The organism is Okeania sp. SIO2B9, from assembly GCF_010672505.1.
In the GTDB taxonomy this organism is placed as follows: domain Bacteria; phylum Cyanobacteriota; class Cyanobacteriia; order Cyanobacteriales; family Microcoleaceae; genus Okeania; species Okeania hirsuta.
The window spans coordinates 1-15,085 of sequence record NZ_JAAHGK010000007.1 but is presented as its reverse complement, the minus strand read 5'-3'; the positions used below and the strand labels follow the sequence as shown (position 1 = coordinate 15,085).

General features: G+C 37.8%; 8 protein-coding genes. 3 read left to right on the top strand and 5 right to left on the bottom strand.

Annotated features, from left to right (window positions below; translation table 11 throughout):
- Positions 1–401 precede the first annotated feature (401 nt).
- The 4 genes from F6K13_RS00810 to F6K13_RS00795 all read right to left on the bottom strand — a co-directional run bounded on the left by F6K13_RS00810 (position 402) and on the right by F6K13_RS00795 (position 8,177).
- Entirely contained in the window at positions 402–2,828 is a 2,427-nt protein-coding gene (locus F6K13_RS00810) for a caspase family protein (protein WP_287286667.1), read from the bottom strand.
- Between the two features lie 335 nt (positions 2,829–3,163).
- Entirely contained in the window at positions 3,164–4,336 is a 1,173-nt protein-coding gene (gene sat, locus F6K13_RS00805) for a sulfate adenylyltransferase (protein WP_124142833.1), read from the bottom strand.
- A gap of 397 nt (positions 4,337–4,733) precedes the next feature.
- Positions 4,734–6,461 (bottom strand): ABC transporter ATP-binding protein/permease, encoded by a 1,728-nt coding sequence (locus tag F6K13_RS00800; protein WP_124147005.1) that lies wholly within the window; start codon positions 6,459–6,461, stop codon positions 4,734–4,736.
- 9 nt (positions 6,462–6,470) lie between these two features.
- Positions 6,471–8,177, bottom strand: a complete 1,707-nt coding sequence (locus F6K13_RS00795) for a hypothetical protein (protein ID WP_124147004.1) — start codon at positions 8,175–8,177, stop codon at positions 6,471–6,473.
- Positions 8,178–8,604: 427 nt separating this feature from the next.
- Between F6K13_RS00795 and F6K13_RS00790 the strand changes: the two genes are divergently transcribed.
- The 3 genes from F6K13_RS00790 to F6K13_RS00780 all read left to right on the top strand — a co-directional run bounded on the left by F6K13_RS00790 (position 8,605) and on the right by F6K13_RS00780 (position 12,583).
- Positions 8,605–8,790, top strand: coding sequence for a hypothetical protein (locus F6K13_RS00790; RefSeq protein ID WP_124154512.1), 186 nt, complete (start codon positions 8,605–8,607; stop codon positions 8,788–8,790).
- Between the two features lie 495 nt (positions 8,791–9,285).
- Positions 9,286–10,488 (top strand): RNA-guided endonuclease TnpB family protein, encoded by a 1,203-nt coding sequence (locus tag F6K13_RS00785; protein ID WP_124147003.1) that lies wholly within the window; start codon positions 9,286–9,288, stop codon positions 10,486–10,488.
- Positions 10,489–10,834: 346 nt separating this feature from the next.
- On the top strand, positions 10,835–12,583 hold the full coding sequence (locus tag F6K13_RS00780; protein WP_124147002.1) for a glycosyltransferase family 39 protein: 1,749 nt from the start codon (positions 10,835–10,837) through the stop codon (positions 12,581–12,583).
- 956 nt (positions 12,584–13,539) lie between these two features.
- On the opposite strand, the gene F6K13_RS00775 is transcribed toward F6K13_RS00780, so the two are convergent.
- A complete protein-coding gene (locus F6K13_RS00775; protein WP_124147001.1) occupies positions 13,540–14,724 on the bottom strand; it encodes an NAD(P)H-quinone oxidoreductase subunit H in 1,185 nt (394 codons plus the stop codon).
- Positions 14,725–15,085: the final 361 nt, after the last annotated feature.

Here is a 15,085-nt window from a genome sequence, read left to right as displayed (position 1 = left end):
TGTCAAGGTTTTACATTTAACCAACCTTTTTCCTGATATATCTAGGTTTTCCTGCGGAATGCTACGCAAAGAGCCATTTTTAGCCAGAGCAACGTATTTCCCTTACCGAAAAATTATGGGTATGCGCCTTCCCTTTTCAGAGGATAATAAAGAAAAATTTTCATGATTAGTCAATCCTCTTCTTTTCAAGGAAAGGTAATTATTAATTATTAATTGTTGAACCCTACTAGCTTTGAAGGCATTTTCGCTGTAAAAAATATCAAAGTACCGTTACTGTATTTGTAACAAACAGTTATCAAATTGGTATCACACTATGTGTGCTGCGAGAGTGAAAAAACAGATAAAAAAAAGAGGTTACTCAAACCCCTATGCCTGAAATTATCCGATTGAAAGTATTGTTTTCAAACGATCCTACACAAAAAGCTCATAGTTGCCCAACTATTAATATCTAGAGCATAATCATCAGTTGATAACCCACTTGATTGAACAGCTGATTGACTAGCACTTTGTAAGTCTCGTAATACTGCTTGTGCTACATTCAAAGGATTTAATACTTCTTGAATTACTCCATCGTTTCTAGCTTGACGTACCTCTCCATTAAGAGCAGCTATTGTTTCCTTAAATGGTTGATGGCTACAGATAATTAGACTTTCTGCCAACCCTTTAGGACCGATTAGTTTCCACCCAAAAGATTCTGTATCTCTAGGAAAATTACTAATCACAGGAGGCATATTTACGCTATCTTCTGGAGAAATAACTAACCCGGTTTGTGAAGACTCATTATTATTGAGAGGTTGATTAGATGCAGCAGGATCGAGAACAAAAATGCGCCCACTACTGTCTAAACTGAATAACATAAAATAGACTGGGCGATCGCCGTCATTATATGATCGACATTGAATTCGACTACCAATTGGTAATGTGAGTAATCCATCAGAAACTCCAAAGCTGCCTACACCTTCTATGTTCGTTTTAAATTTCGCCTCATTACTTACCCCTAAAGTTTCCCTACGCATAACTATCTTTGCTTCTGGAGTAATAGTAGCGAAATTGGCTCTGACTTTAATTTGAGTCGAACTTTCATTTCTCGTTAAGCGTAGTATTTTAGCTGCGAGTAAAGTTTTTAATTGGGAACTTAACCTTTGTACTGCTACTTTTACTGCTTCTCCTCCTTCCCCTCCTTCTCCTACACTAGTGGGTATAAGCACCTCGCCTAGAGAAAATAGAGCATAACGACCTTGGTACATCGAAGGTAGAGGAGCAGAGAGACTTTGAGCAATAGTTGTTTCTGGTACTCGACTAAATATATAATCTGCTGCTTGAATATTGTTTACTACTGTAACTTGGGACTCTGCGGAGAATCCACTGGTAGCATCTACCCGCTCAATTCTTGACAGTTCCCGATCGAGAGCAATAGTCAATTCAGTAGGTTTCGGCAAAATACGAATTTTTTCTCGCACCATTTCTCCTGCCAAAAGTTGAGGATTAGGAGAAGATGTTTGAGTATTTTTTTGTGTTTGGTTGTTTAGATTTTCTCCATTTTCAAACTTCTGTTTTTCCTGATCTTGTGAAGTATTAGTTTCAATAATTATAGAAGCTTTAGCTGTTAAACCAGTACGACTGCGAATTTGTAATTGAAATTGGTAGTTGTTTGAGTTTAAATCTGAAGAAGGTACAGTTGTGAATAGGGAATTAAATGTAACTGCATCAAGAACGTTAATTGGCAGTCCTCCTAGCCAAAGGGTTGCTGTTTTGCCGTTATCTTCTACTGAGTTAACTACGCCACTAGCAGGGGGTGATAGGGAGGTCAAGAGATTTTGATAAGGCGTAGCTACTGGAGTTATGGTAGCTTCTTCAGTAAATTGAGCTATACTTTGTTTTGTTGCTTCTTTGAGTTCTGGTTGCTGATAAGGTCCAGCTAATTGTTCGACGAAGCTACCTGCTTGTGCAAAACTAATTTGTAGCTTCGTTGCAGGGGTTGTATACCATAAATTTTGAGTAAGAGCATAAGTGAATAGACCTGAGCTAAAACCATCCCAGTCAGTTTCGGTAGCAAATTGGTGATCTCGACTAGCATTAAGGATCAATCCTGGTAGTTGGCTTTGATTAATTGGCTGTCTTCTTTCTAAAGAGAGGCGATCACGTAGCAGTGTTTGCATTGCTTTCTCTTTTTTATTAATTTGCTCCGTAGTCGAAGTAGGTCGAGAGCGAACTCTGAGAAAACCTTGCAAATTTTGACCGGGATATACATAGCTAGTGTCTAGTACAGTCACTACTTTTGTTGTATCAAGCGATTGCACTAATAACCATAGAGTTTCTTCTAGTACGTCATTTATTGCTCTACCTTCATTGTTAAGTGATACAGCGTCTATTGGCACTAGAGTATTTTGAAATGTTAATTTTGAGGAACTGAACTCCTCATTTTGTTCATTCTCATTTATCATTTTGCTGACACGACTACCATAGCCACTAAAATGAAAGAGAACTAGGTCATCAGGTCTAGCTTGATTAGTGAGATGATCAATAAAAGCTGTTTCTATATTTTCTCTAGTTGCTTGTTTATTTGTGAGAGTGAGAATATCAGTAGGTAAAAAACCAAACTTATGAACTAGCAATTCCTGTTGCATCTCCACATCTGTAACACACCCAGATAGAGCTGCATCCGGATATTCGTTAATACCTATGAGAAGTGCTAATTTACGTCCAGTAGTTTGAGCTAGAGCAGTTGAGTAACGACTTTGGAGTCGCCACCACCATGCTTCACTTATTCCCAATGCTCCCAGGGCCAAGCTAGCCCTTTGCAGAAATTCACGCCGCTTTAATCCCATGCTTTTTCCTTAAACTCCTCACCTGAACTGAGTCAATCAGGACTTTTTATCACAACATTATTATTAATTTTCTACATAATTGAAGCATTCTGCAGTTAACCAATAGGGCTGATCATAGCAAACTTTAAACACTTGCGAGTTTAATTTACTACATCTTTCAGGTCAGCTCCTAAGCAGCCATCCAGTTAAAGCAAATTTAATATAGATAACTTTACCCAATTCTTAGTGGAGGTTGAAAAGCTTACTTTTTGTATAGCTTTTTCAACCCACCTCCAAATTCTGGTACAATCATGCTTCATACTTTAAGGAGTGTACCAGAAAAATTTCTGCTAATATCAGCTAGATGCTTTCATTGCTTTAGCCAACTCTTGAGCCACCTCTGGTCGTGAAAATTCTGGTGGTGGTAACTCACCCCGACGTAACATTTCTCGTACTTTTGTTCCTGATAGATGAATTCGTTCTTCTGGCAAACTTGGACTTGTTTTACTTGTGGCCATACCTTTAGTACGAGTACAGTAGAAAGCGTGTTCAAACTTCATTGGAACAATATCTAACTCTCCGGGTTCAAACTCATCAAAGATATATTGAGCATCATAAGTACCATAATAATCCCCTACCCCGGCATGATCTCGACCAACGATGAAATGAGTACAACCATAGTTTTTCCGCACTAAAGCATGAAAAATTGCTTCCCTTGGGCCAGCATAACGCATGGCTGAGGGATTAATGGCCATAATTACTCGGTTTTGAGGAAAGTATTTCTCAAACATAATCTCGTAGCAACGCATCCGGACATCAGCAGGAATGTCATCGGATTTTGTCGCACCTACTAAAGGATGTAGAAATAAACCATCTACTGTTTCTAAAGCACACTTTTGAATATATTCATGGGCACGGTGGATGGGGTTACGAGTCTGGAAACCTACTACTGTCTTCCAATCCCTTTCTAGAAATAGTTTTCTGGACTCGGCTGGATCGATTTGATATTTGGGAAATAATGGGTGAGGATGACGTTCTAATAACCATACTGGACCGGCCAAGTTAACGGGGCCAGCATCATAGAGAACTTTTACTCCTGGATGTTTGATTTCGTCTGTACGATAAACATTAATTGCTTCATGGGCTTTATTGTAGCGAAACTTTTGAGTTAATTCTAAAACTCCTACAAATTCTCCATCGGGAGAATCAAGACGCACCCAACTTCCTTCTTTGATTGAATCTGCTACTTCTTCTGAGACTGGTAGAGTGACTGGTATACTCCAAGGTAGACCATTTTGAAGACGCATATCAGTAACTACGGTTTCATAGTCTGCCGCTTCCATAAAGCCATTTAGAGGACTAAAGCCTCCTATAGCTATCATCACTAAGTCTGAAAGTGCTCGTTTATCTAGTTGTACTCGTGGTAAGCTTTCAGCTTTTTCCATGAACTCTTGTCGTTCTGCTGGTGTGGCAATCCGATTAATCAGATGGCCACCGTGTGCTGGTATACCATTGGGATGCTGACTCAAAGCAATTCCTCTCTTTGTTAACTACAGTAGTTGATCAAAATTAGGTTTTCTCATCTCGATCTTACATCTTTGAGGCACTTCTATCTTCAAATTTAGTTGTTAGAAGTTATTAGAAGTTGACTGAGGTTAAGGTAATTATCAAAGATGCTTTCTTTTTTCTAACTTCTGTAGTTGTAATTATATGACCGGACTTAATCAAAATTATATCTAAGGCCCAGGGTGGTAAAAAAATTGTGTCGCTATCTATGTCAAAACTAAGGAAAACTTAGAATGGGAGGAAGATGCTCCCACTGCCTATACCATTACAATGTACCACTACCACATTTTTTAATTTTTTCCCATACTTCCCATCTCCCCACACTCCCTACTCCCTACTCCCTATTCCCTATTCCCTATTTTAATGAATTGGCATAAACTTATAATCTTGTGCAGAAGTCACTCGCCAAGTTTCATCACCCATAACTTCCAAAACTTGGTGGTGATATTGTAACAAAGTTGGTCGGTGTCCGACACTAACATAAGTAGTCGATAAACTTTGCAAATGTTGGTAAAGACTTTGTTCATTTTGCACATCCAGAGCGCTCGTTGCTTCGTCTAAAATTGCATAACGGGGTTGAGTCAACAACAAACGAGCAAAAGCAACCCGCTGTTGTTCTCCCATTGACAACATATTCTCCCAATCTTCAACGGTATCTAAACCACCGAATATTTCTGCTAATTTTGGCAAATTAACTTGGTTAAGCACTCGATAAATTATTTCATCAGAGATATTTAAGTCAGTGCGTGGATATAGCAGTTGATCTCGTAGGGAACCTAAAATCATATAAGGATGTTGTGGTAAAAAAAGAATCTCTTCTAGTTTCGGTCGGTAAATTGTCCCAGTGCCAGAATTCCACAAACCAGCGATCGCTCGCAAAATAGAACTCTTTCCACTACCACTCACCCCCACAATTAAAAGTCCTTCTCCCGGTTTTAATTCTATAGATACATTTTTAACTAAAGTTCTTTGATAGTTTGGAGTTTGCAAAGTAAGATGCTGTAAACTTAAACGGGAATCTTCAACAGTATCAATTGTTGTACTACCCTCGACTGGTGATGCTTTTGGTTCTTCTAGAACTTTAACAAAACTCTCTAAACGTTCAATTCCTGCGATAAAACTGGTGAGAAATTCAAACATCCTAACTATGATATTCAAAGACCTAAAGACCCTTCCAAAAGCTCCATTAGCTTCTTGTATTGCTCCCACTTCCAACCCTGGTTCCCCTGCCAAAATTCTCGGACCAATAATTAAAGCGGGTAACATCCAGGTAATATAATTATATATGTTTTGAAAAATATCTAAGTTTCTCTCCCAAGTAATTACTTTATTATAAATACTTAAAACCGGAGCAAATACCTGCTTAATGTAGCTAAATTCTCTATCGCCTCCATTATAAAAAGCAATTGATTCAGCATTCTCTCGAATTCTCACTAAACCAAATCGAAAATTTGCCTCTCGTTTCAGTTGTTCTTTTTTAATTGGAATCAAAATTTTACCAAAACCTATAGTTGTAATTAGCATACCTCCTACAGAATATATGACTAAAATCAGAACCAATAATTTTGATTTTTCCCAAAGTAGAATTCCAAATGCAAACAAGTTAAAAATTGCTAAGGCAAACTGCCTAAATAGAGTTACAGAACGATGACAAAATGATGCAATATCTTCTGCAATTCGCTGATCGGGGTTATCAATTTCTCGATAGAGGGTATTGATTTTATAGAAGCAATCATTTTGGAAATACTTATCTAAATAAAATTTAGTTAACCACTCTCGGGAATGCAAACGAATTTTATCTTCTAAATACTGCCAAGTAGCAACAGTAACAGCTAACACAATAGAAGCACCAATATAGAAAAATGCAGATTTCCAGAATCTTTCAGAGTCCCCATCAACTAAAGCAGAGATTAATTCTCCTTGTTGTTTGAGTTGATTAAGTCCTATAGTTGAATCTAAACTGAGAAGACAAAGCAGCAATATAAATAAACCAATTGCTCGCCATTTCTCTGGAGATTCCCACCAATATAGTTTACCAATTGCCCAAAACCTCTGGAAAATGCTGAAATTAAGTTTTATATTTTTCATTCTGTGTATTTAATATGATTCATCTGTGTTAGCTGTACAGTCTTTGACTGTTGTTAAAGGAACACCTTTACGAGTGACAGAATAAACAGGATCGCAACTGGGAAAATTTTCTTCATACTTGAAACGATAAAAATATAAATAATAATCAGGTTGTTCTAATTTCATTTTTTTTAACTCGTTTTGATCGATGACAGTAAAATCAGATGTCGCAAATGGTTTTGCGGAGTATAAACTCCACAATCTTGGAACAGCTATGATCGCTCCCTTTTTACCATTCTGATTAATCCATTCTATACCATTTCTCATGCTTAATGCCCAATAATCAGTTTCATATTGCCGATGGGCAGCTTGTAATCCTCCAAAAACTCGATTAAAATAAATATACTCATAAGGATGTATTGTTACCATATCAAACAGAATAATCAGAACTCCTAGTAAAGTGACCCCTACTAACCAACGCTTAAACCTGGGTTGAGAAATCTGTTGGTAGCTCCAAATGAAGCCAATCGTTGTGACGATCGCCATTCCCGGAATTACAAACAAAAAGTGTCTTAACCCATCATAAATAGTAGAACTTTTGATAATGGCAATCATCGGCAACAGAAAGATTTGCAAAATCACCAGAAGAATATAGGCTTTTTGGCGATCGCTAAATTGATGATATTTTCTAGTTAGACCGATTAAACCTAACAAAAAGTAAAATAGAAATATTGAAGGAGTCGTAATCAGAAACCAGGTAGGAAGATAATCCCAGGGTAGTTCCGAACCTTTAATAAATTCTCCTTTAAATAAAACCGATCCAGGCCATTCATGTTGGGAAAAATAGCTGATGGCATCCCAAAACCAACGAAAAGGGTTTGACCAAGAAGAGGGGGTAACACAGAAAAGAGCGATCGCCCAACTGACCGTCATTAAAACATAATTAACTAGGTAAAATTTGAGAAATTTTCCTATATTGTTTCGGGGAATTAATATTAAAGATACCAACCCTACAAATCCCAACATCATAAACCCACCAGTCCGAATACCACTGAGCAACCCTACTAAAATACCATAGCCTATCGCTCTAATGCTAGTGCGCTGAATTCCCAAAAAAAATGGTGAATTTGAGTTTTGTTTGATTTCTTCAACAATATATGCTCCTAGATAAATACAAAGGCTAAATAAAGCAGCAAAAGGAATATCTCTAGGATTAAAAAAACTATGCCCCCAAAATCGCGGAAAAAGAGCGAGCATTAGAGGAGCTAACCAAGCCCATTTTTTTCCATAAAGGAGTGTAATGCCTCCAGCGACAGATAGGTAGCTAATTAGAGAAACACAAAAGGTAAAAACGTGCTTAGTTAAAAAGCGATCGAGAACCAGAATTTCTGAATCAACTGCTGATAGGTATGGTTCTAAGGGAGGACGAGAAAATAAATGAGTTTCGAGCCAATGCTTAACTTGAAAAATGATTTCAGCCACCTTATCAAAAACAATTCCATAAAATTTCAAATCTGATGGTATTGTTTTTCCTTCCTGAATGAATTCCCAATTCCATTGAACAATTTTAAGATATAGATGCTCGTCAACCGATATCCCATGATGATTTACAGTCGAAAGACCAATCAGAGTAATCAGGGCTAATATCGCCCCTAGTTTGATATAACTTTTGTTAAATAGTTTACCTAATTGCTCAAAAACTTTGGGAAGCATGGAAAAAAGTTTGATGTTTTTCATTCTGTCTATTTATAAGGTAAGGCATTGAATTAAGTTTAAACCTTTCTTGAGCAGAAATACAATATTTATATCATGTCCGGTTGAATAGTTATAAATAACTTTGGAGAAGTCAGGAGTCAGGAGGAAAGAAGAAGGGAGAGGAGAAGAAAGTTTTTGATCGCGTTTGCGTAGCATTGTGTAGAAAAGAGGAACGGAGTTTGATCGCGCTATTCAACGGACATGAGGCGTTTCTGAATGGTAATGATTTTTAAATTAAGTATCAACGCAAAACATAAGTTTTTCAATTTTACCTTCAGCTACTTACCATTACATTTCAGCAACGCTCAACAAAGGGAAATCTTTTAACATTCCGCATTTTCTTTACCTTCTTGTTGTTCTAATAAACTCATTTTACTTAGCAATTGAGATTGCTACAGCTAATTATAAATTGCCAGAAAACCAAAGATTCAACTTATTTGCTGGCGATACTCTTTATAATTGCGATACCTTAAACAAAGGTCAGCAAGCAATTCAAGTACCAGAATTATTAGACATCTCCAGAAAAGAGGCAACAGGCAACAGCTCCGGAAGGCAACAGGGAACCCACCCCGAACCCCTCCTGGGAGGGGAATAATTGATAATTTATGGATAATAATTGATTTTATTTTGGATTTTTACCAGATGTCTATTAGAAGATGATGCGATTTGGGCAGATACTTGGTTGCGACAACAAAAACTAAGATAACACAGAATACATTCTATAATTAAACTATTGTTATTGTCTATAAACACCTGATGAGTAATATCATGTCCCGTTGAACAGTTATAAATAAACGATCAATGAGTTAGGTAGGGTAGGTGTCGGATTGTCGAAGTATAGGAGTCAGGAGGGAAGAAAGAAGAAGAAAGAGGACGAGAAAGAGAAGAAAGAAGACGAGAAGGAGAAAGTTTTTTTATAACTAATTATCCAGACATGATATAATATAAAATCAAAAATAATTATATGATATGGCGATAATTAAAATTTTCACCGAAAAATTGGGTTTGAAGCCTCGCCCTTTTAGGGCGACTTTTGAGTTGTTTTTTGTTGAGAAATCTGCTAGAATATTGTTAGTTTAAAAATGCAATTATGAAAGCTAGGTATAAGTATCGTATCTATCCAACACCGGGACAAAAACACAAATTAGCAAAACTATTTGGCTGTGTTCGTGTTGTCTGGAATGATAGTCTGGCTTTCTCTCAACAAAAGTATAGATTAGGAGAGAAGAAACCGACTAATTCTGAACTACAAAAACAGTTTATTACATCTGCAAAAAAAACTGAAGAGAGAGAATGGTTATCGGATGTTTCAGTTGTACCATTGCAGCAGTCATTAAACGATTTAAACCAGGCTTATCAAAACTTTTTTACTTCAACCAAAGGCAAAAGAAAGGGTAAACCTGTAAGGCCCCCTAAGTTAAAAACTAGAAAGTCTAAGCAAACTGCGAGATTCACCTTGAGGGGATTTAAACTACATCAAGATAAAGTCTATTTAGCTAAAATTGGTAAGTTAAAGATAGTTTGGTCTAGAGAGCTACCTGCTGCCCCGTCGTCAGTAACAGTAATTAAAGATTCTGCCAATAGATATTTTCTAAGTTTTGTAGTAGAAATACAACCGGAAATCTTGCCTCAAACTGATAATTCAGTAGGTATAGATTTAGGAATTAAAACTTTTGCAACTTTGAGCAATGGTGAGAAAATTGATGCTCCAAAACCATTAAAGAAACGAATCAATAAATACAGGAAGTTAAGTAAATCATTATCTAAAAAAACTATAGGGTCTAAAAGGTATGATAAGGCACGGTTGAGAATAGCAAAATTTCATGCCAAACTGAAAGATACAAGGACTGATTTTCTACATAAATTATCCACTGAAATAATTCGTGATAACCAAACAGTTATTTTAGAGGATTTAAACGTTTCCGGAATGGTTAAAAACCGGAAATTATCTAGAGCGATTTCAGATTTGGGATGGCGACAATTCCGAACATTCCTAGAAGGAAAAGCTCTAAAATATGGTCGTGGATTTAGAGTAATTGATAGATGGCTGGCAACATCTCAAATCTGCTCTTGCTGTGGATTTAAGGGTGGGAAACTAGACCTTTCAATTAGGGAGTGGGAATGCCTCAACTGTGGTGCTAAACATGACCGAGATGAAAATGCAGCCATCAATATATTAGTCGCGGGTGGGCAATCCGAGACTTTAAATGGACGTGGAGGCAAGCGTAAGACCACCGTCAAGGAGGCAGCAGCCTATGAAATGTCAACCCGCCGAGGGGCTACGGCTCGGTAGGAATCCCCGCGCCTTTTAGGCCGGGGAGGATGTCAAATTCAAAAAGTTAAATGAAAAAGATACAGCAGATTCCAAGTATATAAAGTACGGCGTTGGTAAATCAAGAGATGAAACTTTCAGACTAATCCCCTTCTGACTCACTCTAAATTTTTAACCAGAGCAAGTAATGAGTATCACCCCTGCTAGAAAATCATCTTACTAATTACCAACGCCTAAAGTACAGATATTAACAATTAAATGTTCCCAGTGCGGGTCTTTTGCCCGCTATAGCATCTTGCACGCTATGGGTGTACCTCACACCTGGTGGAATCTTCTGTATCAAATAGATTAAGAGGTCACTACTAAATTGGCAATCGTAATTAACACCAGAAAAAGTCTAAAAACAAATAACTTCAACTATTTCCTACTAAGCATCTCAATTCTAATAGGTACTATTCTCCGCTACAATTTTTCGGCAGACAAACCCGCTGACTCTATAGAAATATCCACTTTAGGTTACAGTCTCGGTCATAACTTTCTTGAGATTCCCCTAGATAAAGTCATCACTTGGCAACAACTCCTCTCACCTTTATGCTTAGACACAACAACTCCCTACAGCGACGTCATTCACAACCTAATGACCGAAAGCACTCATCCCCCTCTATATTTTCTGCTGACTCATTTTTGGCTAAAAATATTTACCTCAGATGGAGAAATAGTATCATTAGCAGTAGGGCGATCGCTCAGTGCTTTGTTTGGTGTATTAGCTATTCCGGCAATATTTGCCCTTGGTTGCTTTGCCTTTCGCTCTCAGATAGTGGGGCAAATAGCTGCTGCACTGATGGCGGTGTCTCCTTTCGGCATCTACATTGCCCAAGAAGCGCGTCATTACACCCTAACTATCCTCTGGATAATCATTTCTCTAGCTTGTCTCATCGAAGCAATACGCTGTATTCAGCAGCAAAAAATATTACCTTTATGGTTAGGATGTTTGTGGGTAATAATTAATAGTTTAGGCATCGCCACCCACTACTTTTTTGCATTAACCCTAGCTGCGGAAGGCTTAGTTATGGGTGGGTTTTTGCTAAGGGATATCAAACAATTTTATCAACGTTATTGGTGGCGCATATATGCGGTTGGGTTGGGAAGTTTGCTCGGTTGTTTAGTCTGGTTGCCAGCAGTGACAGGTATTTCGGGCAATGACTTGACGAGTTGGATCGATACCAGTTATGACCTAGATGAAATCTGGCAACCTATCCTGCGTTTATTTGTATGGGGAATAACAATGATATTTATGTTGCCAGTGGAGGGAACAAATACTTTTATTAGCATTGTTTCTGGCGTGACAATGTTGTTAGTATTAGTCTGGGTTTTTCCTAGTTTATGGCAAGGGTGGAAAGTAGAGATTGCCTCTCCATTAGCAGGTCTTTCTCTTCAGATATTAGGATGGTTTTTAGGCTTTGCCATCTTCCTATTTTTATTTGTAATTTATGGTTTAGGAAAAGATATATCTTTGGTCGCTCGTTATAGCTTTGTTTATTTTCCTGTAGTTTTATTGTTGTTGGGGTCAATTATGGCGAGTTGTTGGCAAAATAATATTGCAGAGAAAAAACAAAGAAGCAAACTGTTTAAAATTATTCCGACTTTTTTCAGAGCAACAGGAAAAAAAGTAGTTGTCATAATATTAATAATGGGATTATGTGGAGCATTAAGCGTAGTTACAAATTATGCCTATCAAAAATCACGACGAGCCGATTTATTAGCCAAAATCATTCAAACAAAATCTCAAGCCCCAATCTTGATTGCCATGAGTTATAAAACTCACTCAGAAATTCGTGCTTTAATGGCTATTGGTTTATATTTTCAACATCTCGAAAAAAAGACTAATTTACCAACACCAACCTTAGAATTTATTCTGGCAAAAAAAACAGAAAAATCACCATTATTACCAGATTCAACAATTGCTCAAATCTTGAAAGAAAAAACCATACCTCTAGATTTATGGGCAGTGAATTTAGAAGTAAATGAAAATGATTTAGAGAAATTCAACTGTTGGGAGAATCCCGATATTTTACCCAAAGTTAATTATAGTTATGAACTATATAATTGTCGGTAAAATTTAGTACGATCAAAATGAAATTCTTTCTATAGCAATGTGCGCTGGCATATTTACAAATTGCAGGAGGTGTCCAATAACTAAAAGTCTTATATTATCGGCAATTTATTCCCCCTATTGCCTGTTGCCTCTCTTGGTGCGCATTCCCTCTCTTGGTCGGCATTCCCTTGCGACTGGCGTCGTCGCGGGGTCCGACCGCTTGCGACTGGCGTCGTCGCGGGGTCGCACCGCTGTTGCCTGTTGTCTGTGGGCAGCACTATATAGCAATGTGCGCTGGGATATTTACAAATTACAAGAGGTGTCCAATAGCTAAAAGCCTTATATTATCGGTTTTTTATTCCCCCTGTTGCCTGTTGCCTGTTCCCTGTTCCCTGCGCACAGCGCTATAACTTGACAAAAAAAATTATGTCTCATTCGACAACGTACTCAGACTCTTCCCACCCTGTAAAGTCCGCATTAGGGATGATGCCGAAACCACTCCTAACTTCAAAGAGTCACTAATAAGACTTACACAAAATAGAATCATAAAATAGCTTCAAATATATACAAGCAGAGAGTTTTGCCTCAAAAAGGTATAAATCCTTGGCGTTGCTGATTTGAGGTATGAAATTCAAATTTTTTGGGTAAATTTTCAGCAAAAAAAATAGTGCAAATTATACCCATTTCTTCCTATTTAATCACCGAAAAACTCCTTTCTACCTACTCTGCTGACTCCTGTACGGACGTTAACAATAGTTGTGCGCCAGCAAACGGCCGTTATAGTAGAGTAAAACTCTGTTTTTAGTCAAATCGACATTCCTAAGTAAAGTCTTTTAACCAGGGAAATTATTCGTAGCATTCTTTTTTATATTTCATATAAGTACTACTAAAACCTAAAACCTAAAACCTATCACCTAAAACCTAAAAAAAAGGGAATAAAGAAAAAATTCCCTACTCCCTTATTTTAAATAAATTAACTATCGATCTACAGACCCCATAATAATGTCAATACTACCCAAAATAGCAACAATATCTGCCACTTTTGCACCTTGCAAAATATGAGGAAAAACCTGCAAATTCACAAAATCAGCAGCCCGAATTTTAAAACGCCAAGGGAAAGGACTATTATCACCAATAATATAAATCCCAATCTCTCCCTTACCACTTTCAATCCGAACATAATGCTCACCTTCAGGAATCTTAAAAGTAGGAGGTATTTTCTTACCTAAAAATTGATAATCAAAACCATTCCACTCAGACTTCGGCCCTCCAGCCATCCGTTTTGCTTCCAGATTTTCATAAGGTCCCCCAGGAAGTCCCTTTATTGCTTGACGAATAATCTTGACCGACTCCCGCATTTCCCGAATACGCACAAAATATCGGGCCAAACAATCTCCATCAGTTTCCCAATGAACATCCCAGTCGAAATCGTCGTAACATTCATAGTGGTCAACCTTCCGTAAGTCCCATTTAACACCTGAAGCACGCAACATTGGACCAGAAAGCCCCCAGTTAATCGCCTCTTCCCTACTAATTACACCTAATCCCGTAATCCTGCGACGGAAAATAGGATTATTTGTAATTAAGCGTTCATACTCATCAACCTTTGGCATAAAGTAATCGCAAAAGTCTTCACACTTATCTACCCAACCATAAGGTAAGTCAGCAGCGACCCCACCAATACGGAAGTAGTTATTATTCACCATCCGATAACCTGTAGCAGCTTCCCATAAGTCATAAATCATTTCCCGTTCCCGGAAAATATAGAAGAAAGGAGTTTGGGCACCAACATCAGCCAAGAATGGGCCAAGCCACAAGAGGTGATTAGCAATCCGGTTTAGTTCCAGCATAATTACCCGGATATAGCTAGCCCGTTTGGGGACTTCAATATCGGCCAATTGTTCCGGAGCATTCACCGTTACGGCCTCGTTAAACATTCCCGCAGCATAATCCCAACGACTAACATAAGGGACAAACATTGTATTAGTGCGGTTTTCGGCAATCTTTTCCATGCCCCTGTGTAAGTAGCCAATCACAGGTTCACAGTCAACTACATCTTCCCCATCTAAGGTGACAATTAACCGCAATACGCCGTGCATTGAGGGATGATGGGGTCCCATGTTAATGACCATGGGTTCGGTTCTGGTTTCAATTTTGCTCATGTTGACTATTCTCCAATAGTGACCTGTTTTTATTTCAGCCCAATTATATTGTTAGACTGTAAATGGGTTTAGCCTAAATGTTATTATTATTGCTTGTATTTATATTCTGTTACTACTCTTAAATTATCAAAATAATTGGGTCACGCAACCCCGCCTTTTAAGGCGAAATATTTTTGGAGCGCGTCTTAACATCCCTCTTACAAAAATAACTTCTATAGGTCACCAATCCGACGCTCTCGCCTATCTAACTTCTGACTTCTGAGTTCGTTAAAGGGATAGCTAGTTAGTTTAAGCAGATATAATTTCTGTTCAGAGACTACATATATTAATTCAAAACTATAGTGTGGCACTATAGTTTTGA

What these genes read in the sequence shown, in the direction of transcription:
- F6K13_RS00775 (WP_124147001.1), bottom strand. Translation starts at nt 14,724, where the DNA reads ATGAGCAAAATTGAAACCAGAACCGAACCCATGGTCATTAACATGGGA.
- F6K13_RS00800 (WP_124147005.1), bottom strand. Translation starts at nt 6,461, where the DNA reads ATGAAAAATATAAAACTTAATTTCAGCATTTTCCAGAGGTTTTGGGCA.
- F6K13_RS00785 (WP_124147003.1), top strand. Translation starts at nt 9,286, where the DNA reads ATGAAAGCTAGGTATAAGTATCGTATCTATCCAACACCGGGACAAAAA.
- F6K13_RS00810 (WP_287286667.1), bottom strand. Translation starts at nt 2,828, where the DNA reads ATGGGATTAAAGCGGCGTGAATTTCTGCAAAGGGCTAGCTTGGCCCTG.
- F6K13_RS00795 (WP_124147004.1), bottom strand. Translation starts at nt 8,177, where the DNA reads ATGAAAAACATCAAACTTTTTTCCATGCTTCCCAAAGTTTTTGAGCAA.